The sequence below is a fragment of the Streptomyces sp. NPDC052687 genome (assembly GCF_040678395.1).
GTDB lineage: Bacteria > Actinomycetota > Actinomycetes > Streptomycetales > Streptomycetaceae > Streptomyces.
The window spans coordinates 1-19,497 of sequence record NZ_JBFATR010000040.1 but is presented as its reverse complement, the minus strand read 5'-3'; the positions used below and the strand labels follow the sequence as shown (position 1 = coordinate 19,497).

The window sequence follows — 19,497 nt, the reverse complement described above, 5'->3', positions numbered from 1 at the left end:
CTAGCGGTAGACGATGTCCGAGGCGGAGTACAGGCAGTTGGTGCTGTCCGGGCCGACGCCCACCGCCGTGTTGTTGTTGTACTTCTGGCACGGGACGACCTTGCGGCTCGCGTCGTTCAGGATCGTGATGTTCCGCAGCGTCGCCACGTCGTTGCGGTTGACGTTGATGCCGACGAGCCGCGCGGTGGTGCCCGTGCCGGTCACCTCGACGGTGTTGAGGTTGACCTTGCGGGTGTACTGCGTGGAGCAGTCGCCGCAGGACCGGTAGAGCGTCTTGAACTCCTGGACGGCGAAGTTGGAGATGTTCACCGTGCCGCCGCCGTTGTGCTGGAAGACCTTGTCGGCCGCCTTCTTCGCGCCGCCGCCGATGACGTGGTACGTCGCGCCGGTGCCGCCGCGGAAGGTGGCGGCGTCCTCGCCGACGTCCTCCCACCACACGTTCTGCAGTGTGCAGCTGCCCATACAGTGGATGCCGTCGGCGCCGGGCGCGCCGATGATGACGTTCTTCAGCGTGACCCCGTCGGCCAGCTTCAGGATCGGCTGCTGGTCCTCCGACTGGTCGCCTCCGCCCAGGGCGCCGCTGCCGTACAGGCGCTGCATCCCGTAGTCCTTCGAGGCGTTCAGGGTGATGGTGGCGCTCACCGGCTGGCTGCTGGTGGGGGTGGGCCAGGTGGCGGCGCTCGCCGACGGAGCCCCGGTGGTCATGATCATGCCAACCGAGACGCCGAGGGTGGCCAGCGCGCCGGTCAGCGCGCGCCGGCGGCGGGTGCGCGGAGGTGTCACAGATGCCATGTCCCGATTCCTTCTGTGGGGGCGGAATGGTCGTAGCTTGTTCGCTTACATGAACAGTGCCTGTCCACGTAAACGCAGAACGTGGTCCACGTGACCTTTTCAGCTCCTTGAGGCGCCGGCCGGTCACGCTCTTGAACGGACCGTAAAGGGCAAGCGCTTTCTGGTCAACGCCTCGCGCAGAACAGATTCCGCCACTCCCGCTCGGGGTGAACTCCCCTGCGGCGGCGTCCGTGTGACGGTGTGGGAGCGCTTCCACGCACAGACTGTTCACGATCACCCGAGCCGCGATCACGAAGGGACGACCACGTGTCCGCCACCCCCGGCAACACCGCGAGGAGACCCCTGCCCCCGGTACTCGTCGCGCTCTGCGCGCTGGTGCCGCTGCTGGCCGCGCTGCTGCTCGCCTCGCCCCCGGCCGCCGCCCGCGAGGGAGCCGCCCGCGAAGGAGCCGCGCGCGAGCAGGCCGCGCCGACCGCCACCCTCACCGAGGTCACCGGCTTCGGCGCGAACCCCAGCAACCTGCAGATGTACCTGTACGTCCCCGAGAGCGTCACCCCGGACCCGGCGGTCCTGGTGGCCGTCCACTACTGCACCGGCTCGGGGCCGGCGATGTACAGCGGCACCGAGTACGCCTCGCTCGCCGACCGCTACGGCTTCATCGTCGTCTACCCGTCGGTCACCCGGTCCAGCAAGTGCTTCGACGTCTCCTCGCCGCAGGCGCTGCGCCGCGGCGGCGGCAGCGACCCGGTGGGCATCAAGTCGATGGTCGACTGGGTGCTCGCCACCTACGACGCCGACCCGGAGCGGGTCTTCGCCACCGGCATCTCCTCCGGCGCGATGATGACCAACGTCCTCCTGGGGGTGTACCCCGACGTGTTCGCCGCCGGCGCCGCCTTCGCCGGGGTCCCCTTCGGCTGCTTCGCCACCACCGACGGCTCCGAGTGGAACAGCGCCTGCGCGAACGGCACGGTGACCCGCACCCCGCAGCAGTGGGGCGACCTGGTCCGCGGCGCCTTCCCCGGCTACACCGGCCCGCGCCCCCGGATGCAGCTGTGGCACGGCACCGAGGACGACGTGCTCCGCTACCCGAACTTCGGCGAGGAGATCAAGCAGTGGACGAACGTCCTGGGCGTGAGCCAGACGCCGGCGTCCACCGACACCCCCGCCACCGGCTGGACCCGGACCCGCTACGGCGCCACCGGTGACCGGGCCCCCGTGGAGGCGATCAGCCTCCAGGGCGTCGGCCACAACCTCTACGCCTACGGCACGATGGGCGCCCGCGTGCTCACCTTCTTCGGCCTCGACGGCCAGGGCCCCGCGCCGCAGCCGCAGCCGTCCGGCTGCAAGGTGAAGGCGACCACCAACGCCTGGAACACCGGTCTCACCGCCTCCGTGACGATCACCAACACCGGCAGCACGGCGATCAACGGCTGGAAGCTGGGCTTCACCCTGCCGGGCGGCCAGACCATCACGGGCGGCTGGGGCGCCACGTACGCACCGGCCTCCGGCGCGGTGACCGCGACGAACGCCGCGTACAACGCCACCCTCGCGCCCGGCGCGAGCGTCAGCATCGGCTACCAGGCGAGCCACACCGGCAACAGCGCGTCCCCAGGCGCCTTCACGCTCAACGGGACGGCCTGCGCGACCGGCTGAGTCCGGCCGGCGCAAGCCGCGCGGTGGCCGGGGGGCAGAGTCCCCCGGCCACTCGTGTTTCCCCCGCCTCCCACGGGTGACTGGGTGGTTTCCGGGAACTCGGGCCGGTGCACAGAGGCCATCTGCAGGGAGGCGGGGAGTGTCATGACACGGCTGAAGCCGTCGTCCGTCATCACGCAGCCGGTGCGGTTCACCGGTTCGGCGCTGCGTCGGATGCCCGGCATGGACAAGGTGAGCAAGGCGGCCGAGGGCACCCTGGACGCGGTCGGGATCGTGTCCCCGCGCGGGCGCCGGATCGCGGTCTACACGGGAGCCGGGGTGCTCGGCGCCGCGGGGGTCGTGGAATGGCCCGTGGCGATCGCGGGCGCGGCCGTGGCCTGGCTGACGCAGCCCAGGCCCGGCCAGGAGCGGGAACAGGGCCCCGGTGACGCCTCCCGGACGACGGCGCCCGGAGGCGGCACGGCGACCATGGGGACGGGCCGGAGCGACGCGTCCTCCGGCGAGCCCGCCGCGGAATCCGGCATGTCCGCCGCGGCGCCCGGTGCTCGTACGACGGCCTCCCCGGGCCGTACGACGGTCTCCGGGACGCGGACCAGGACGGTACACGGGACCGGCACGACGACCATCAAGGCGGCGACCGCCCACCGGCGCACGGCGGCCCGGCGACACACCGGGACCTCCGGCTGAGCCGAACCTCCGGAAGGCCAAATTTCCGGTAATGGGTATGAGCAGTTATCAACAGGCCGTAATAGGCATAAAGTCGTAAAAGCCCGCAAAGGTAGGGATTTGCAAGCGTAGAGATCCGCGAGAGTCGAGAAGCGAAAACAGTCGAGCACGAACCGAGGATGTGCGATGGGGTTGCTGACGGGGCCGGTGTCGGCTGTCTCCGGAGCCCTGCTGGCCGGGCCCCGGCTGCTGGCGCGCGGAACCGCGCCCGCCGTCGGTCTGGCCGCGGCGGCGGCGGCCGGGACGGCGCGAGCGGGAGTGCGCGGCGCGGACTCCGCGGTGCGGGTCGCGCGGGTGGCGCGGACCGCGGCACTGCCCGGACAGAGGCGTGACTGGCGCTCCGGACGGCGCGCCCACCTCGCGCTGCGGGCCGTCACGACGGACGGAAAGCGCGAGGCCGGCGAGGCGGCCCACGCCGCCCGGCGGGTCGCGGCCGCCCTGATGGAGCGGCCCGACGTCGCCTACGCGTACTGGGACGGCGGCCTGTCCCGCCTCGTCGTGGCCGCGACCGAGGCCGCCGTCGCCGACTCGGTGCTGGAGAAGGCGAGCGAACTCGCCGAACGGCACGGGCTCGCCCCCGACGACGAGTCCGTGGAGGAGTTCGCCCACCCCGGCGACCCGATCGGGGTGCGCACCGCGGTGGCCGCGCTGGGCGTGGACGCGCTCGGCATCGGCGCCGCGCTCGCCGCCTCCGCGCTGCGCCTGCCGCCCTCGCCCAAGTTCTTCTCGGCGGGCAACACCCTGCTGCGTGAGCACCCCCGGTTCCGCTCCTGGCTGCGCGGACGGCTGGGCGACTCCCGTGCCGACCTCGTGCTGGCCGCCGTCAACGCGGCCGTCCACGGCGCCGGCCAGAACCCCGTCGCGCTGGTGCTCGACGGCTCGCTGCGCACCTGCGGACTGGCCGAGACACTGGCGCGCGCGGCCGCCTTCGACGCCGTCCACGACCGGCTGTGCGTACCCCACCGCACCGGCGTGGCCATGGACCGGTTCCCCCGGCCGCCGCTGCGCCGGACCCCGGCCCAGGAGTACGCCGTGCACGCCGAGTCGGGCAGCCTGGTGGGCGCCCTCGCGACCCTGCTGGTCAAACATGACGCCTCCGAGGCCGCCGAGGCGGTGCTCGCCGGTTCCCCCAAGGCGGCTCGCTACGGCCCCGCCGCCTTCCACGCCGCCCTCAGCTGCGCCCTCGCCCGCACCGGCGTCCTGGTCCGCGACCAGCAGCGGCTGCGCCGCCTGGAGACGGCCGGGACGATCTTCCTGCACCCCAGCGCGCTGCGCACCGCCGACGGCGAGGCCGACCCGTGGGCCGAGCCCGTCCTCGACGCGGCCCGCCGCGCGAAACTGCGTGTCGTCGTGGGCGACGACCCCGCCCTCACCGACTTCGTCGGCCTCGCCGACCACATCGTGCCCGCCGGGCGGCCGCCCGCCGAGACGGTCGAGCGGCTGCGCCAGGACGACGGCTGTGTGATCACCGTGGCCCGGCCCGCCTCCCCCGATGACACCGAGGTCCTGGAGGCCATGTTCGCCGGCGACCTGGCCGTCGGGCTCGCCGACCGCGACGCGGCCGTCGCGTGGGGCGCCGACATCCTCACCCCGGACGGCCTGTCCGACGTGTGGCGGCTGCTCGTCGCCGTGCCCGCCGCCCGCGGGGTCGGGCGCCGGTCGCAGATCCTCGCCCGGTCGGGCGCCGCCCTGTCCGGGCTGCTCGTGGCCGTCGGCGAGGCCCGGCGGCAGACCAACCCGTGGCTGCCCGGACTGCGTCACGTCCCCGTCGACGCGGCCGCCGCCACGGCCCTGCTCGGCGGGGTGCGCGCGGCCCTCGGTGTCGCGCTGACCCGCTCCCCGCACCCACAGCCCCGGGTGGCCTGGCACGCCCTGGACTCCCGCTCCGTGCGGGCCCGGCTGGCCGACCGGCTGGAGACCGAGGAGAGCGTTCTGGAGCAGACCGTGGACCGGATGCGCGCGACGGTCACCACCGTCGGCCGCAAGCCGGTCATGGCCCCGGCGCGCTGGACGTTCCAGCTCGCCCGCGCGGTACGCAACGAGCTGGACGACCCGCTCACTCCGGTGCTCGCGGTCGGCTCGGCGGCGTCGGCGATCCTCGGCTCCGTCGCGGACGCCCTGCTCGTCGTCGGCGCGCTCGACCTCAACGCCCTGGTCGGCGGCCTGCAACGGCTGCGGGCCGAGCGGGCGCTGTCCGGACTGGTCGCCGAACAGAAGCAGAAAGCACGGGTCAGCGCCGACGGCTGGGCCGGTCCCCCCGGACGGCGGCGCGACCGGCGGCGGCCGGGCCCGCGCACCGTCGACGCCTCCCGCCTGGTGCCCGGCGACGTGATCGAGCTGAACGCCGACGACGTCGTGCCCGCCGACGCCCGCCTGCTGTGGGAGGACGGCCTGGAGGTCGACGAGTCCGCGCTGACCGGCGAGTCGCTGCCGGTCGACAAGCAGGTGGAGCCCACCCCCAGCGCCGCCGTCGCGGACCGCCGCTGCATGGTCTTCGAGGGCACGACCGTGGTGGCCGGACACGCGCGGGCCGTCGTCGTGGAGACCGGCGAGCGCACCGAGGCCGCCCGCGCCGTCCACCTCGCCGCGCGCACCCCCGCGGCCGGCGGCGTGCAGGCCCGGCTGCAGGAACTCACCAGCCAGGCGCTGCCGTGGACGATGGCGGGCGGCGCCGCGGTGACCGGCCTGTCGCTGCTGCGTGGCACCCCCATCCGCGAGGCGGTCAGCGGCGGCGTGGCCGTCGCGGTGGCCGCCGTCCCCGAGGGCCTGCCCTTGGTGGCGACGGTGGGCCAGCTCGCGGCGGCCCGGCGGCTGAGCCGGCGCGGCGTCCTGGTGCGCGCCCCGCGCACCCTGGAGGCGCTGGGCCGGATGGACACCATCTGCTTCGACAAGACCGGCACCCTCACGGAGAACAAGCTGCGCCTGGTCCGGGTCGCCGAGGCCGACGGCACCGTCCGCAGGCTCGACGAGGCGCGCGACTCCGAGGTGCTGCGGATCGCTGTACGGGCCTGCCCGCAGCCCAACGGCGGCGAGAAGGTCGTGCACGCCACCGACGAGGCCGTGCTGGACGCGGCCGGCCGCGACCCCGAGTGGACGCAGACCGAGGCCCGGCCCTTCGAGGCGGGGCGCGGCTACGCGGGCGCGGTGGGATACGCCGCGGACGGTGTGCGGGTGTTCGAGGTCAAGGGCGCCCCGGAGACCGTACTGCCCGCCTGCCGTGATCTGCCCGAGGACGCCGAGGAGACCGCGCACGCGCTGGCCCGTGACGGGCTGCGGGTGCTGGCGGTCGCCCGGCGCCGGCTGGCCGACGGCGAGGACGACGCCGAGGTCTGCGACGAGCCGCCGCACGACCTGGAGTTCGCCGGGCTGCTCGCCCTCGCCGACGTGGCCCGCGAGACGTCCGACGCCCTGGTGCGCGGGCTGCGCGCGGCCGGCGTACGGCCGGTGATGCTGACCGGCGACCACCCGCAGACCGCGCGGGCGATCGCCCTCGACCTGGGCTGGCCCGAGGACACCGCCGTCGTCACCGGCGACGACCTGGCCGCCGCGGACCGCGGCGAACGCTCCCGCATGCTGCGCGACGCGGACGTCGTGGCGCGCGTCGCGCCCGAGCAGAAACTGCAGGTCGTCGAGGCGCTGCGGGACGCCGGCCGGGTGGTCGGCATGGTCGGCGACGGCGCCAACGACGCCGCCGCGATCCGCGCCGCCGACATCGGCGTCGGGATCAGCGCCCGCGGCTCGGCGGCCGCCCGCAACGCCGCCGACCTGGTGCTCACCGACGACGACATGACCGTCCTGGTGGAGGCGGTCGGCGAAGGCCGCGCCCTGTGGCACAGCGTCGCCGACTCCGTCGCCATCCTGATCGGCGGCAACGCGGGCGAGATCGGCTTCGGCATCCTCGGCACGCTGCTCGCGGGCGCGGCACCGCTGTCGACCCGGCAGATGCTGCTGGTGAACCTGTTCACCGACCTGTTCCCGGCCATGGCCGTCGCGGTCACCCCGAAGCAGGACCCGGCCGAGACCGGCGCGGGCGGGCCGCTGGGCACCTCGCTGCTGGGCGAGCCGCTGATGCGGCAGATCCGGCACCGGGCGCTGACCACCTGCCTGGGCGCGGTCGCCGCCTGGCTGTTCGGCCGGTTCACCCCGGGCACGGCCCGCCGTACGACGACGATGGCGCTGTGCGCGGTGGTCGGCACCCAGCTCGCGCAGACCCTGCTCGACCGGCGCGACAGCCCGCTGGTCCAGGTCACCGCGCTGGGCTCCGCCGCCGCCCTGGTCGCGCTCGTCCAGACCCCGGTCGCCAGCCGGCTGGTCGGCTGCACCCCGCTCGGCCCGCTCGCCTGGGCGGGCGTCGCGGCGGCCATCGCCCTCGCGGTGGCCGGGCAGCGGGTCCTGCCGGACCTGGAGCGGACGGTGCAGCGGCTGGCCCGCACGGCGGGCGTGGGCACCACCGGCACGCCGGGGAGCGGGGAGAAGACCGAACGGGCCGGCAAGACGGACCAGTCCGCGCAGGCCGGGCAGGTGGGACAGGTCGACGGCGCGTCGCCGAAGCCGGCCGCGATCGAGGGCCGGGTCGTCACACCCTCCGGTGACTGAGGTGCGAACCCGCCCGCCTCAACCGGCGGGCGGGTGCGACGCAGTCGCCGGCGGAAGCGGGACGCGGACGGCTCAGACGGACCGGTGGTACTGGTCCGGCACCCGCACCTCGCCGCCCAGCTCGCGGGCCGCGTGCCGCGCCCACGACGGGTTGCGCAGCAGCTCACGGCCGAGGAGGACGGCGTCCGCCTCCCCGTTGGCGAGGATCTTCTCCGCCTGCCCGGCCTCGGTGATCAGGCCCACGGCGGCGACCGGCAGCGAGGTCTCGGCCTTCACCCGGGCGGCGAAGGGCACCTGGTAGCCGGGGCCGGTGGGAATGCGGACGGCGGGGGCGTTGCCGCCGGTCGAGGCGTCGAGCAGGTCGATGCCGTGCGCCTGGAGGTCGCGGGCGAGGCGGACGGTGTCGTCGGGGGTCCAGCCGCCCTCGTCCAGCCAGTCGGTCGCCGAGACGCGGAAGAACAGCGGCTTGCCGTCCGGCCAGACCTCCCGCACGGCGTCGACCACCTCCAGGGCGAACCGGGCGCGGTTCTCGTACGAGCCGCCGTAGGCGTCGGTGCGGTGGTTGGAGTACGGGGACAGGAACTCGTGGATCAGATAGCCGTGGGCGCCGTGGATCTCGGCGATCTCGAACCCGGCGGCGAGCGCCCGGCGGGCCGCGTCGGCGAACTGGCCGACGATCTCCCGGATCTCCTCGACCGTCAGCTCCGTCGGCACCGGGTGCCGCTCGTCGAAGGCGACGGGGCTCGGCGCGAGCGGCTGCCAGCCGTACGCGTCCGGGCCGAGCGGCGCCCCGCCCCTCCACGGCTGGTCGGTCGACGCCTTGCGCCCCGCGTGGGCCAGCTGGATCGCGGGGACGGTGCCCTGGCCGGCCAGGAAGCGGGTGATCCGGCGGAAGGCCTCGACCTGGGTGTCGTTCCACAGGCCCAGGTCGTACGGCGAGATACGGCCCTCGGGGCTGACCGCGGTGGCCTCGACGATGATCAGCCCGGTGCCGCCGGTCGCGCGGGCCGCGTAGTGCGCGAAGTGCCAGTCGTGCGGCACACCGGCCTCGGGTCCCTCGGGGGCCGCGGAGTACTGGCACATCGGCGCCATCCACACGCGGTTCGGGATCGTCAGGTCGCGCAGGGTGTAAGGCTCGAACAGCGCGGTCACGGCGGGCTCCATTCGTCACGGACCGAAGGTTCCTTCGTACGATAGCCATCGTAGTACGGCGGATGTCAAACTACGATGCCCCTCGTACAATGGAGCTCCCTGAGGAAGTGGAGCCGCCGTGACCACCGCAAGTGCCAGTCGCACCCTGCCCCACCCGGCGCGCGACGAGATCCGGCTGGAGCAGGTGCTGCACGCGCTGTCCGACCCGATGCGGCTGCGGATCGTGCGCGAACTCGCCGCCGACGGCGACGAGCTGTCCTGTTCGCACTTCGTGCTGCCGGTCACCAAGTCCACCACCACCCACCACTTCCGGGTGCTGCGCGAAAGCGGGGTCATCCGGCAGACCTACCGGGGCACCGCCAAGATGAACGGCCTGCGCCGCGACGACCTGGACGATCTCTTCCCGGGACTGCTCGACGCCCTCCTGGACGCCGCGACCCGCCAGACCGCCCGGCTCGGCGAGGCCGCCACCGGGTGAACCACCCGCGCGGGGGCCGCTCCCGCCCGGACACCGGCCGCGCGGGGGCGTTCGGTTCCCTTCGCCCCTAGGGGCGGTCGCCGCGCGCCGCGGTCAACAGCGCGTCCCAGTCGGGCAGTTTCACCACACTCCGCCCCAGCTCCGCCCCCAGCGCCGCCTCCGCCCGTTCGATGGCCTGCCAGCCCTCCCACTCGACCGGCTCCACGCCCTCGGCGCGCAGGACCGCCAGCGGGTCCTCGGGGAGGGGCCGGCCGGCCAGCACGGGGGCGTCCTCCAGCAGTGAGGTCACCGTCTCCTTCGCGCACGGCCGGTTGGTGCCGATCACGCCCGTCGGGCCCCGCTTGATCCAGCCGGCGACGTACTCGCCCGGCGACACCACCCCACCGCGCAGCACCCGCCCCGCCCGGTGCGGCACCGTGCCGCTGCCGGAGTCGAACGGCAGCCCCTCCACCGGCACCCCGCGATAACCGACCGACCGCAGCACCAGCTGTGCCCGGAGCACCTGGAACTCGCCGGTGCCCGCCACCCCGCCGTGCCCGTCCGGCACCGTCCGTTCGAACCGCACCGCGCCCACCCGCCCCGCCTCGGCGAGCAGTTCGACGGGCCGCAGGAAGAACCGCAGCCGGATGCGGCGCGGGGCACCGCGCGGGTCGCGCTCCGCCCAGCCCCGCAGCACCTCCACGTTGCGGCGCTGCGGCGCCGGCAGCGCGGACGGGTCGGCCCAGGCCGGATCCAGCGCCGGCTCCGCCGGGTCGACGGTCACCTCGGTCTCCGGCAGCGCGCCCAGCTCGCGCAGCTCCTTGGTGGTGAAACGCGCCTGGGACGGTCCGCGCCGCCCCACCATCTGGATCTCGGTCACCCGGCTCGCGGCCAGGGCGCGCAGCGCCGCGTCCGGCATGTCGGTGGGACTCAGCTCGGCCGCGCCGCGCGCCAGGATCCGGGTGACGTCCACCGCGACGTTCCCGACCCCGATGACCACGGCCGACCGGACGCCCCGGAGGAACCCGTCGTCGACGGCGTCCGGGTGTGCGCTGTACCAGGACACGAACCGCGTCGCCGACCAGCTGCCCGGCAGGTCCTCGCCGGGAATCCCCAGCCGCCGGTCGGTGGCGGCGCCCACGCAGTACACCACCGCGTGGTACAGCTCCCGCAGCCGGGCCGCCGGCACCCCGCCGGCGCCGACCTGGACGCCGCCGAGGAACCGCACCCGGTCGTGCTCCAGCACCGCGCGCAGATTGTTCTGCAACGATTTGATCTTCTCGTGGTCGGGCGCCACGCCGTAGCGCACCAGACCGTACGGGCACGGCAGCCGGTCGAGCACGTCGACCAGGGCCCGCGGTTCCCGCTCGACGACGGTCTGGGCGGAGTAGACCCCGCTCGGTCCGGAACCCACGACGGCGACACGCAGCACGGCGGAACTCCTTCGCCCCCGTATTCGCTGTCGGTTCCAGCATCCCACCGCCGGGGCTGCGCTGACAGGGTGCTGTGCGGGGAGCGGGTGCGTGTCCGTTCGTATGGAATGTGATCATGCGGTTACGTTCCGTGCGTGCTGGAAGCATCCTTTCTTGGTCTTTCCGACCGTCTGCCGGAGGACGGCGCGGTGTCCGTGTGGCCGGCGTGGGAGGTGTGGGAGGGCGGCGTCGTGACCGCCTGGTTCCAGGTGCGGCTGGCCTTCGCCGACGGGGCGGTGGTGGAGGCGCTGGCCGTCGTCGCGGACGGGAACGTCTCCCTGGAGGACGTACGGGCCCGGCCCGCGCTCGCCCTCGACGACCTCGCGGTGCTCGCCGACTGGCTCGAGGTGCCGCTGTTCGAGGCGTGCGGGATCGCGGCGGGGCCGGCACAGGGCCGGGGCCGGGAGGCGGACGAGGCGGAGATGGTGGGGGAGGGGGCGGCGGGCCACCGTGGGGCGGAGGTCAGCGAGGTGGACGTGAGCGGGGCGGGCGTCAGCGGGGCGGACGTGAGTGCCGTAGACATCGGTGTCGCGGGCGAGGGCGAGGGCGACGCGGGCGCAGGCGCAGGCGGGGAAGAGGGCGCGGACGCATCGGACGCATCGGACGCATCGGAGGCATCGGACGCAGCGGACGCCGCTGAGGCGGCGGGGCCGCGCCGGGCCCGGCCGCCGTGGCCGCGCGGTATCGAGGGCCGGTGGCTGGTCGCGCAGGCGTACCGGACCGCCCAGGAGGAGGGGACCGATCCGGTGCTCGCGGTGATGTGCGCGACGGGGCACAGCCGCCGCAGGTCGCTCCGGCTGATCGCCCAGGCGCGGGACGCCGGCTTCCTGACGCCCCGGCACGCCCGCCGCGGCTGACCGGCCCTCAGCCGGCGCCCGCCGGTACGGGGCGCGTCAGGGCGGCCGCCGGGGAGGGCAGGCGTGCGGGCGTGCGCGCCGGTGCGACCGCGGGCGTCAGAGCATCTGCCGCATCCGTGTGATCTCGCTCGTCTGCTGGGCGATCACGTCGTCCGCCATCTCCTCGATCTTCACGTTGTTTCCCTGGGACTTGGCGTCCGTGGCCATCGTGATCGCGCCCTCGTGATGGGTGATCATCAGCGTCAGGAACAGCTGGTCGAAGGCCTTGCCGCGCGCCGCGCGCAGGTTCCTCAGCTGGGTCTCGGTGGCCATCCCCGGCATGGCCCGGTGCGCGTGGCCGCCCTCGGCCTCCTCCCGCTTGCCGTGCTCGGCCAGCCACGCCTTCATCACGCCGATCTCGGGCTCCTGGGCGGCCGCGATGCGCTCGGCGAGCTTCTTCACCTGCGTGGACCCGGCGCGGTCCGGGGCGAGTCCGGTCATCTCCAGGGCCTGCGTGTGATGCGTGATCATCATGCGGGCGTAGTCGACGTCCGCCGAGTTGGGGGTGTCGTCGTCGGCGCGCTGCTGGGCGGCCTCCTGGGCGGAGAGGGTGCGGTTGGCCTCACCGGGCTTGCCGGGGACGAGCACCGAGGGGCCGGCCGCCCGGTCGGGTGCGGGCGTCGAGCCCGCGTCGCAGGCGCCGAGCGTGAGAGCGGCGAGTGCGGCGAGTGCGCTCAGCGGGACGGTGACACGCGACGCGCGGCGGAAGGGCACGACGACCTCCTGTGACGGGCGGTATGCGGGGTGCACTTCGTGAGTGCCGGTGACCGTCTTAACACGCCGGTGAGCACTGTCCGTTGAAAACATTCATTACATCTCTGTTGCCCCCTGTTGATCTGTCCATGATGACGACGATACTTCGGGGGTCCGTGAACCGTTCCCTTGCGAACGGCACAAGGGAGGAAGCAGTGACCCTGTTGAGCAGATCCCGAACACGGCGCAGACGCCTGGGAATCACCACGGCTGCCGCCGGGCTCCTGGCCGCGCTGATCACCGCACAGCCCGCGGTCGCCACCCCCGATCCCGGGGACTCGCCGGCCGCCGAGAAGCGGGTGTCGGAAGGCACCAGGCAGGAAGTGAAGGAGGCGGTGGAGAGCGGGGAGATACCCGGCCAGGACGAGATCGTCCACTCCGCCAACATCCAGCACCTGACGAACATCCCCAAGGACGTGCTGCCGGGCACCAACTCGGACCTGGCCTTCCAGGGCAAGTACGCCTTCGCCGGCAACTACGACGGCTTCCGCATCTTCGACATCAGCGACCCGAAGGCCCCGAAGACGGTCTCCCAGGTGCTGTGCCCCGGCTCGCAGAACGACATCTCCGTCTCCGGTGACTTGTTGTTCCTGTCCACCGACTCCTCGCGCAGCGACAGCAGTTGCAACAGCACCACCCAGCCGGCGACCGAGAAGTCCTCGTGGGAGGGCATGAAGGTCTTCGACATCAGCGACAAGAGGAACCCGAAGTACGTCGCCGCCGTCGAGACCGCCTGCGGCTCGCACACCCACACGCTGGTGCCCGAGCGCCGCAACGTGTACATCTACGTCTCCTCCTACTCGCCGAACGCCGCGTACCCCGACTGCCAGCCGCCGCACGACGGCATCTCCGTCATCAAGGTGCCGCGCAAGGCCCCCGAGAAGGCGGCGGTCGTCGGCTTCCCGGTGCTGTTCCCCGGTGAGGGTCCCGACGGCGGCGGCAACCCCGGCGCCCCCACGAACCCGGGCGTCTCCAAGACCACCGGCTGCCACGACATCACCGTGCTTCCTTCCAAGGACCTCGCGGCGGGCGCGTGCATGGGAGACGGCATCCTCTTCTCCATCGAGGACCCGGAGAACCCGAAGGTGATCGACCGGGTGCAGGACAACGTCAACTTCGCGTTCTGGCACTCCGCGACCTTCAACCAGAAGGCCGACAAGGTCGTGTTCACGGACGAGCTGGGCGGCGGTGGCGCGGCCACCTGCAACGCGGCCGTCGGCCCGAACCGCGGCGCGGACGGCATCTACGACATCGCCGGCAAGGGCGACCACCGCAAGCTGGTCTTCCGCAGCTACTTCAAGATCCCCCGCCACCAGGCCGACACCGAGAACTGCGTGGCCCACAACGGCTCGCTGATCCCGGTCAAGGGCAAGGACCTCATGGTCCAGGCGTGGTACCAGGGCGGCGTCTCCGTCTGGGACTTCACCGACTCCTCCCACCCGAAGGAGATCGCCTACTTCGAGCGCGGCCCGATCAGCACCGAGCGCCTGGTCGGCGGCGGTTCCTGGTCCGCGTACTACTACAACGGCCACATCTACTCGAACGACATGGCGAAGGGCTTCGACGTCCTCAAGCTCGACGACCGGCGGACGAACCCCGCCGAGCGGGTGCGGCTGAGCGAGCTCAACGTCCAGACCCAGCCGGACTACTTCGACTGATCCACCACCGGGGACCCCGTCGCGAAGAACCGTGACAGATCCCGCTCGCACTCCCCGCCGGACGTCTCCGCGTCCGGCGGGGAACCCATCTCCCAGTCCAGGCCGTAGCGCCGGAACAGCTCGGCGCGCAGCGGGGTGATGGGCATGCCGACGTTCGGCAGCACCATCGCGTAGACGGCGCCCATGAGTTGGGCCCGCAGCATCGGATAGTCGGTGGCGGCGTCCGACGAGGCGTGCCGGGCCACCGTGTCGCTCAGCAGCTCCGCGAGCCGCTGCTGCTCCGGGCAGCGCACGAACCCCTCCGCCTGCAACAGCCCCGCCATGTGCTGGCGCATCAGCACGGTCCGGTCGCGCGCCAGGCCGAGAATCGCGTCGATGGCCCGCGCCATCCGCTCCCGGCCGTCCTCGGTGCGCGGTTCGCGTTCCAGCGCCTCCTCCAGCGTGCGGTGCATCAGCCGGTGCACGGCCGACTGCACCAGCTGCCGCTTGCCGGGAAAGTAGTACGACACCAGTCCGCGCGCCGATCCCGCCCGGTCCGCGATGTCTCCCAAGGTCGTGGCGTCGTAACCGCGTTCACCGACCAGCTCGACCGCCGCCTGGAGCAGACGTTCCCGGGAACGGCGCCGCAACTCTTCATTGACCGCGGCGCTTCGAGGGGACATCCTGTAACTCCTGCGTTGACTGGCTGCCAGCCAACTATACTCAGCACGTCCCGACCGACCCGTTCCCGGGCCCGGCCGGGCAAGCTGTCCGCCTCGGGCGACGCGGGGGATCGTCCGAGGCGGACGGCAATTGCGGGGCTTTCTTCCCGCTCTGCCGGCGTACCACTGCAGGTTTCGCCTTTCGGCGACGCCCAGCGCGTCCCGGTCGCGGGTATCGGCCCCAGGCGGTCGCCCGCGGGTCAGGCGGTCAGGTCGAGGACCGGGCGCAGGCCCGCCGGGCGGTGGGCGGTCGGCAGGTGGTCCACGAAGTGGACCGTGCAGCCGAGGGCGGTGGCGCCTCCGTCGGCGTATCGGTTGTCGCCGACCATCAGGACGGCGCGCGGGTCGGCGTCGAGCGCGGCGCAGGCGAGCCCGAAGAGACGGGGGTCCGGTTTGCGGACGCCGTGTTCGAACGACAGGGCGTAGGTGTCCACGTAGCGGTCGAGGCCGTGGGCGCGGAAGACGGGGCGCAGGTCCCAGCCGATGTTGCTGACCACGCCGACGGGGATGCCGCGCTCGCGCAGACCGGCCAGCACGTCGAGGGCGTCCGGGTACGGGGACCAGGCGGCCGGGTTCATGTGGCGGTCGTACAGGGCGTCGTACAGGGCCGGGTCGGGCAGGGGCACCTGGCGGGCGAGGCCGGTGTAGGCGGCCCGGTGGTGGGCCGAGCCGAGGTCGCGCAGCTCCCAGAGCTCGCCGATCTCCGCCGGGACGCGGTGCGGGTGCGCGCCGCCCGGCAGCGCTCCCGCCGCCTCCAGCGCTCGCGCGGTCCCGGCCAACTCGGGCCCGGGAAGGGTGAGGCCCCGCCCGGCGAGCGCCGCGCGCAGCCAGGACTCGGCGGACTCGACACGGAAGAGGGTTCCGGAGAAGTCGAACAGTACGGCTGCCGTCATGCGCCGATCCTAGGGAGCCGCGGCCACGGCGTCAGGGGACCGGGGGATCGTGGCGAGGTTCGCTCATGGCCGCAGGCGCTGGTGCACGGCGACCGCCAGGGCCACCCAGGCCGCGCCCAGGAGCCAGCCGCCGAGCACGTCGGTCGGCCAGTGCACGCCGAGCCAGATCCGCGTCAACCCCACGCCGATCACCGAGACCACCGCCACGCCCACCGCCGTACGCCACAGCGCGGCACCCACGCCGTGGCGGCGCAGCAGCCACAGGAGCAGACCGCACACCACCACGGCGGACATGGCGTGACCGGACGGGAAGGCCGCGTAGTGGGCGGAGTCGACCGGGTCCGGCCAGACCGGGCGGGCGCGGCCCACCGCGGCCTTCACGGACTGCTGCAGCGCGGTGCCGAGCGCCACCGTCACCACCAGCCACGCCGCCGTCCACCGCGCTCCGAACCGCCACACCAGCGCGACCGCGGCCACCCCGCACAGGATCCGCATCGTGTTCGGATCCCACACCCAGTCCGTCAGGATGCGGCACGTCTGCGTCAGGCCCGGCGCGTCGACCGCCCAGCGGTGGGTGGTGCGGGCGATCTCGCCGTCGAGGGACAGCAGCGGCGCCCACTCGGCGGCGACCAGGGCGATCAGCAGCAGCGAGCCCAGTGCCAGACCGGTGCCCGCGCGCACGGCGCGGCGGTGCTGCGGAGGGCGGGGCGGGGAGTCGACGGAACCGGTGTGCATGGTGCGATCCTCGCCGAGGGGCGGGGTCGAAGGCCAACCCGGGCGCGTCGTGGGGCACGTATACCGCCACTCACGCCTCGGCCGCCGGCGCCAGGGACAGGTGCCAGAACTCGGCGTAACGGCCGCCGCGGGGCAGCAGTTCCTCGTGATTGCCCTCCTCGGCCACCCGGCCGGCGTCCAGGGAGACGATGCGGTCGGCGTGCCGGACGGTGCGCGTCCGGTGGGCCACCATCACCACCGTCCGCCCCGCCGTCAGGCGCTCGATGCCGACGTGCACGGCCCCGTGACGCCGACCGGGTCCAGCGCGGAGGTCACCTCGTCCAGCAGCACCACCGGCGCGTCCTTCAGCAGCGCCCGCGCGATCGAGACGCGCTGACGCTCCCCGCCCGACAGGCGCGCGCCGCCCTCGCCGACGCGCGTCGCCCAGCCGTCGGCCAGCCGCTCCACCACCTCGTCCAGCCGCGCGGCGGGCGGGAGGACGGCTCGCGCTCACGCGTGCCCGGCCGGCGGCCCGGAACGCGCGCGCACGCCGCTACGAGCACGCGCGGTACGGCCCGATCCCCGCTCCCGATCCTCGACTTCCGGTCCTGCGTGCCTGCGCGAAGCGGTCTAGCCCAGCGCTCGCAGCCCCGGCACGAACGCCACCAGCACCGGAACCACCGGCACGAGCGCCGCCGCCGCGGTCAGCCGCAGCCGGCGGGCGGCGGTGAGCCGGTCCGGGGGAGTGAGCAGGCGGTGCACCCGCCGCGGGACGTCCGCGTGCCCGGCCGGCGCGAGCGCGAACACGCCCCGGTCTTCGTTGAGTTCGACCAGCGCCAGCGCGGTCGTCAGCCGGCCGAAGCGCCGCGACGCCATGTCGTCGGCGGCCAGCTCCACCAGCCGGTGCATCTCGTCCCGGAACGCCGCGAACACCGGCACCTGCGGGAACCCGCCCGCCAGCGCCGCCGAGCAGTGCAGCAGCCAGTCGTGCCGGGCCCGCGCGTGGCCCTGCTCATGGGCGAGTACGGCGTCCAACTGGCGCCCCTTGAGGCGGCGCAGCGCCGCGGTGGTCACGACGAGCCGGGGAGCCGTGCCCGGCAGCCACCAGGCGTCCGGACGCTCGCCCTCCAGCACGACGAGCCGTCCCCGATCGAACTGCTCGCCGGGCAGCAGCGGGGCCCGCAGGGAGAGTTCGGCGCGCCGCCGGCGACGGCGGGCCCGGGCCCGTACCACCTCACGGACCAGCATGGCCGCGCTCCACACCCCGCCGAGGGCCAGCGCCACCGCGGTGGTCGCCGCCCAGGGGCCGGCCGCGCCGAGCGCGTACGCCTCCACCACCGCGCGGGGCGCCGGGGCGAACACCTGGCCCCGTACGGCCTGCCAGGCGGCCGCCGCGCTGAGGACCATCGACAGCGCGCAGCACAGCAGGACCGCCGCCACCACGCACTGCCACACCCACAGGGCCACCACCGGTTCGCGGTCCGGCCAGTCGGCGCGGGCGAGCAGCCGGGGTGCCGCCACGGCGGTCAGGGCGCCGAGCAGCAGCAATGCCGCGGGGACCATCATGGGAACAACCCTATGAGCCATGGCTACTGTGCGGTACGGCCCACTGCGCGAAGTGACGGAGACCACGACGGATTCCGCAGGCGGGTCACATCGTCAGCAGCATCGCCACCATGGCGATCGCCATCGACAACCGGCATGCCCGCGCCAGCTCCGGCCGGTCGGCCCAGCCGGGCGGTGCGGGGCCCGCGGCGACCGCGGCGGCCGGCACCAGCCGGGCCCCGGACAGCAGGACGTACCCGGCGAAGTACAGCAGCAGCGCCCCCGTCACCAGCGGCACGCCGGAGTCGCCGCCCCCGTGGTGGTGGCCGGGGGCGGACGATGCCATGGCGACCGCCATGTACACCATGGCCGCGGCTCCCATCAGGTGGTGCAGATGGTGGGCGCCGCGCCGCACCGCCCACAGGGCGTGCGGCACGGCCGCGCCGAACACCGCCGCGTAGCCGGCCCAGGCCCAGCCGGGCGGCGTGAACGCTGTCGACGGCACCGCCATCACGGCCATGCCGAACCCCATCAGGGCCTCGGCGCCCGCGGCACTGCGCTGTTCCTCCACGGTGCTGCGCATCCGCAGCAGGCAGTAGGCGCCGGTCGCCGCGCACAGCGCGACCATCAGCCAGCCGGACGAAGCCGGTCCGTGCACAGGCGCCTCCCCGCTCGACGTCGGTCCACGGGAAGCGATGCCCGGGCCGTCGGGCGCGCATACGAGCGCAAGGGTGTAGAGGGGGAGCGTGCGGCGGGGCGCGACCACAGAATTATTTACAGGTAAAACACCTGTTAAGTTTGTCGGTATGCCCGTCCGTCCCCTCCCGCTCGCCGGTGCCCTGCGCGTCGGCCGCCCGTCCGACATCTGGTTCAAGCCCGCGCTCAGCGTCGTCGTCTCCATGGCGCCGCCCAACCTGACCCTGCTGGCGCTCGGCCGCCTCGACCTGGTCATGTACACGATGGCCGGCTCCCTGTGCGCGCTCTACGCCCACAGCCGCCCCTACGCCGCCCGCGCCCGCGTCCTGGCCGGGGTGGTGCTCGGCATGCTCGGCGGGCTCGCGGTCGCCCTCGTCACCGCCTCGCTCACGGGCAACGCGCTCGTGCTCGTCACCGCCGGCGCGCTGCTCGCCGCCGCGCAGAAGGCGCTGTGCGACGCCACCCGGCTCGGCCCGCCCGGCAACGTGGTGCTCACCTTCGTCAGCTCCGCCGCCCTGTTCGCCCCGCAGAGCCTCGGCGAGGTGCCCGGCCATCTCGCGCTGGGCCTCGCGGCGGGCGCCTGGGCCTGGCTGGTGTGCATGGCGCCCGGCCTGCTCCGCCCCCACGGGCCCGAGCGCCGCGCCACCGCCCAGGCCCTGAACGCCGCCGCCGCGTACGCCGCCACCGGCGGCACCGGCCCCGGACACGCCCGCGCGCGTACGGCCGCCAACGCCGCCGTACTCGCCGCCCGGCAGGCGCTGCTCGCCGGCGGCGCACGCTCGGCGCCCGCACG

The 19,497-nt window shown here is 74.0% G+C and carries 15 protein-coding genes and 2 pseudogenes; 7 read left to right on the top strand and 10 right to left on the bottom strand.

Annotation, left to right across the window (positions count from 1 at the left end; all coding sequences use genetic code 11):
* Entirely contained in the window at positions 1-792 is a 792-nt protein-coding gene (locus AB0K92_RS25765) for a pectate lyase (RefSeq protein ID WP_365926569.1), read from the bottom strand.
* Between the two features lie 306 nt (positions 793-1,098).
* On the opposite strand from AB0K92_RS25765, the gene AB0K92_RS25760 reads away from it, so the two are divergent.
* The 3 genes from AB0K92_RS25760 to AB0K92_RS25750 all read left to right on the top strand — a co-directional run bounded on the left by AB0K92_RS25760 (position 1,099) and on the right by AB0K92_RS25750 (position 7,767).
* A complete protein-coding gene (locus tag AB0K92_RS25760) occupies positions 1,099-2,445 on the top strand; it encodes a PHB depolymerase family esterase (protein ID WP_365926567.1) in 1,347 nt (448 codons plus the stop codon).
* Positions 2,446-2,589: 144 nt separating this feature from the next.
* Positions 2,590-3,132 carry a hypothetical protein gene (locus tag AB0K92_RS25755; protein ID WP_365926565.1) on the top strand — a complete coding sequence of 181 codons (543 nt, stop codon included), beginning with the start codon at positions 2,590-2,592 and terminating at the stop codon, positions 3,130-3,132.
* A gap of 165 nt (positions 3,133-3,297) precedes the next feature.
* Positions 3,298-7,767 (top strand): cation-translocating P-type ATPase, encoded by a 4,470-nt coding sequence (locus AB0K92_RS25750; RefSeq protein ID WP_365926563.1) that lies wholly within the window; start codon positions 3,298-3,300, stop codon positions 7,765-7,767.
* A gap of 72 nt (positions 7,768-7,839) precedes the next feature.
* On the opposite strand, the gene AB0K92_RS25745 is transcribed toward AB0K92_RS25750, so the two are convergent.
* Positions 7,840-8,919 (bottom strand): NADH:flavin oxidoreductase/NADH oxidase, encoded by a 1,080-nt coding sequence (locus AB0K92_RS25745; RefSeq protein WP_365926561.1) that lies wholly within the window; start codon positions 8,917-8,919, stop codon positions 7,840-7,842.
* 118 nt (positions 8,920-9,037) lie between these two features.
* Here AB0K92_RS25745 and AB0K92_RS25740 point away from each other — a divergent pair, with 118 nt between their 5' ends.
* Entirely contained in the window at positions 9,038-9,397 is a 360-nt protein-coding gene (locus AB0K92_RS25740) for a helix-turn-helix transcriptional regulator (RefSeq protein ID WP_365926559.1), read from the top strand.
* Positions 9,398-9,464: 67 nt separating this feature from the next.
* Here the strand turns inward: AB0K92_RS25740 and AB0K92_RS25735 are convergent, their stop codons facing one another.
* Positions 9,465-10,808 carry an FAD-dependent oxidoreductase gene (locus tag AB0K92_RS25735; RefSeq protein ID WP_365926557.1) on the bottom strand — a complete coding sequence of 448 codons (1,344 nt, stop codon included), beginning with the start codon at positions 10,806-10,808 and terminating at the stop codon, positions 9,465-9,467.
* Between the two features lie 135 nt (positions 10,809-10,943).
* On the opposite strand from AB0K92_RS25735, the gene AB0K92_RS25730 reads away from it, so the two are divergent.
* Entirely contained in the window at positions 10,944-11,705 is a 762-nt protein-coding gene (locus tag AB0K92_RS25730) for a DUF6214 family protein (RefSeq protein ID WP_365926555.1), read from the top strand.
* A 96-nt stretch (positions 11,706-11,801) separates the two neighbouring features.
* Here AB0K92_RS25730 and AB0K92_RS25725 read toward each other — a convergent pair whose 3' ends face one another.
* Positions 11,802-12,458 (bottom strand): DUF305 domain-containing protein, encoded by a 657-nt coding sequence (locus tag AB0K92_RS25725; protein WP_365926553.1) that lies wholly within the window; start codon positions 12,456-12,458, stop codon positions 11,802-11,804.
* A 194-nt stretch (positions 12,459-12,652) separates the two neighbouring features.
* Between AB0K92_RS25725 and AB0K92_RS25720 the strand changes: the two genes are divergently transcribed.
* Positions 12,653-14,155: a hypothetical protein gene (locus AB0K92_RS25720; protein WP_365926551.1), complete on the top strand. Its 1,503-nt coding sequence runs from the start codon at positions 12,653-12,655 to the stop codon at positions 14,153-14,155.
* On the opposite strand, the gene AB0K92_RS25715 is transcribed toward AB0K92_RS25720, so the two are convergent.
* From AB0K92_RS25715 to AB0K92_RS25690, 6 genes and pseudogenes are all read right to left on the bottom strand, one after another.
* Positions 14,143-14,817 (bottom strand): helix-turn-helix domain-containing protein, encoded by a 675-nt coding sequence (locus tag AB0K92_RS25715; protein WP_365926549.1) that lies wholly within the window; start codon positions 14,815-14,817, stop codon positions 14,143-14,145. The genes AB0K92_RS25720 and AB0K92_RS25715 overlap by 13 nt on opposite strands.
* A gap of 239 nt (positions 14,818-15,056) precedes the next feature.
* Positions 15,057-15,749: an HAD family hydrolase gene (locus tag AB0K92_RS25710; RefSeq protein WP_365926547.1), complete on the bottom strand. Its 693-nt coding sequence runs from the start codon at positions 15,747-15,749 to the stop codon at positions 15,057-15,059.
* A gap of 63 nt (positions 15,750-15,812) precedes the next feature.
* Positions 15,813-16,484, bottom strand: a complete 672-nt coding sequence (locus tag AB0K92_RS25705; RefSeq protein WP_365926545.1) for a phosphatase PAP2 family protein — start codon at positions 16,482-16,484, stop codon at positions 15,813-15,815.
* 70 nt (positions 16,485-16,554) lie between these two features.
* Positions 16,555-16,952, bottom strand: a pseudogene (locus AB0K92_RS25700) (ATP-binding cassette domain-containing protein); the annotation flags it as partial.
* A gap of 141 nt (positions 16,953-17,093) precedes the next feature.
* Positions 17,094-18,029, bottom strand: a complete 936-nt coding sequence (locus AB0K92_RS25695) for a M56 family metallopeptidase (protein WP_365926543.1) — start codon at positions 18,027-18,029, stop codon at positions 17,094-17,096.
* Between the two features lie 85 nt (positions 18,030-18,114).
* The gene (locus AB0K92_RS25690; RefSeq protein ID WP_365926541.1) at positions 18,115-18,666 is read right to left on the bottom strand and encodes a DUF5134 domain-containing protein; all 552 of its coding nucleotides are present in this window, start codon (positions 18,664-18,666) and stop codon (positions 18,115-18,117) included.
* A gap of 148 nt (positions 18,667-18,814) precedes the next feature.
* Here AB0K92_RS25690 and AB0K92_RS25685 point away from each other — a divergent pair.
* A pseudogene (locus tag AB0K92_RS25685) lies at positions 18,815-19,497 on the top strand (FUSC family protein); the annotation flags it as partial.

What these genes read in the sequence shown, in the direction of transcription:
- AB0K92_RS25765 (WP_365926569.1), bottom strand. Translation starts at nt 792, where the DNA reads ATGGCATCTGTGACACCTCCGCGCACCCGCCGCCGGCGCGCGCTGACC.
- AB0K92_RS25755 (WP_365926565.1), top strand. Translation starts at nt 2,590, where the DNA reads ATGACACGGCTGAAGCCGTCGTCCGTCATCACGCAGCCGGTGCGGTTC.
- AB0K92_RS25750 (WP_365926563.1), top strand. Translation starts at nt 3,298, where the DNA reads ATGGGGTTGCTGACGGGGCCGGTGTCGGCTGTCTCCGGAGCCCTGCTG.
- AB0K92_RS25715 (WP_365926549.1), bottom strand. Translation starts at nt 14,817, where the DNA reads ATGTCCCCTCGAAGCGCCGCGGTCAATGAAGAGTTGCGGCGCCGTTCC.
- AB0K92_RS25710 (WP_365926547.1), bottom strand. Translation starts at nt 15,749, where the DNA reads ATGACGGCAGCCGTACTGTTCGACTTCTCCGGAACCCTCTTCCGTGTC.
- AB0K92_RS25705 (WP_365926545.1), bottom strand. Translation starts at nt 16,484, where the DNA reads ATGCACACCGGTTCCGTCGACTCCCCGCCCCGCCCTCCGCAGCACCGC.
- AB0K92_RS25695 (WP_365926543.1), bottom strand. Translation starts at nt 18,029, where the DNA reads ATGATGGTCCCCGCGGCATTGCTGCTGCTCGGCGCCCTGACCGCCGTG.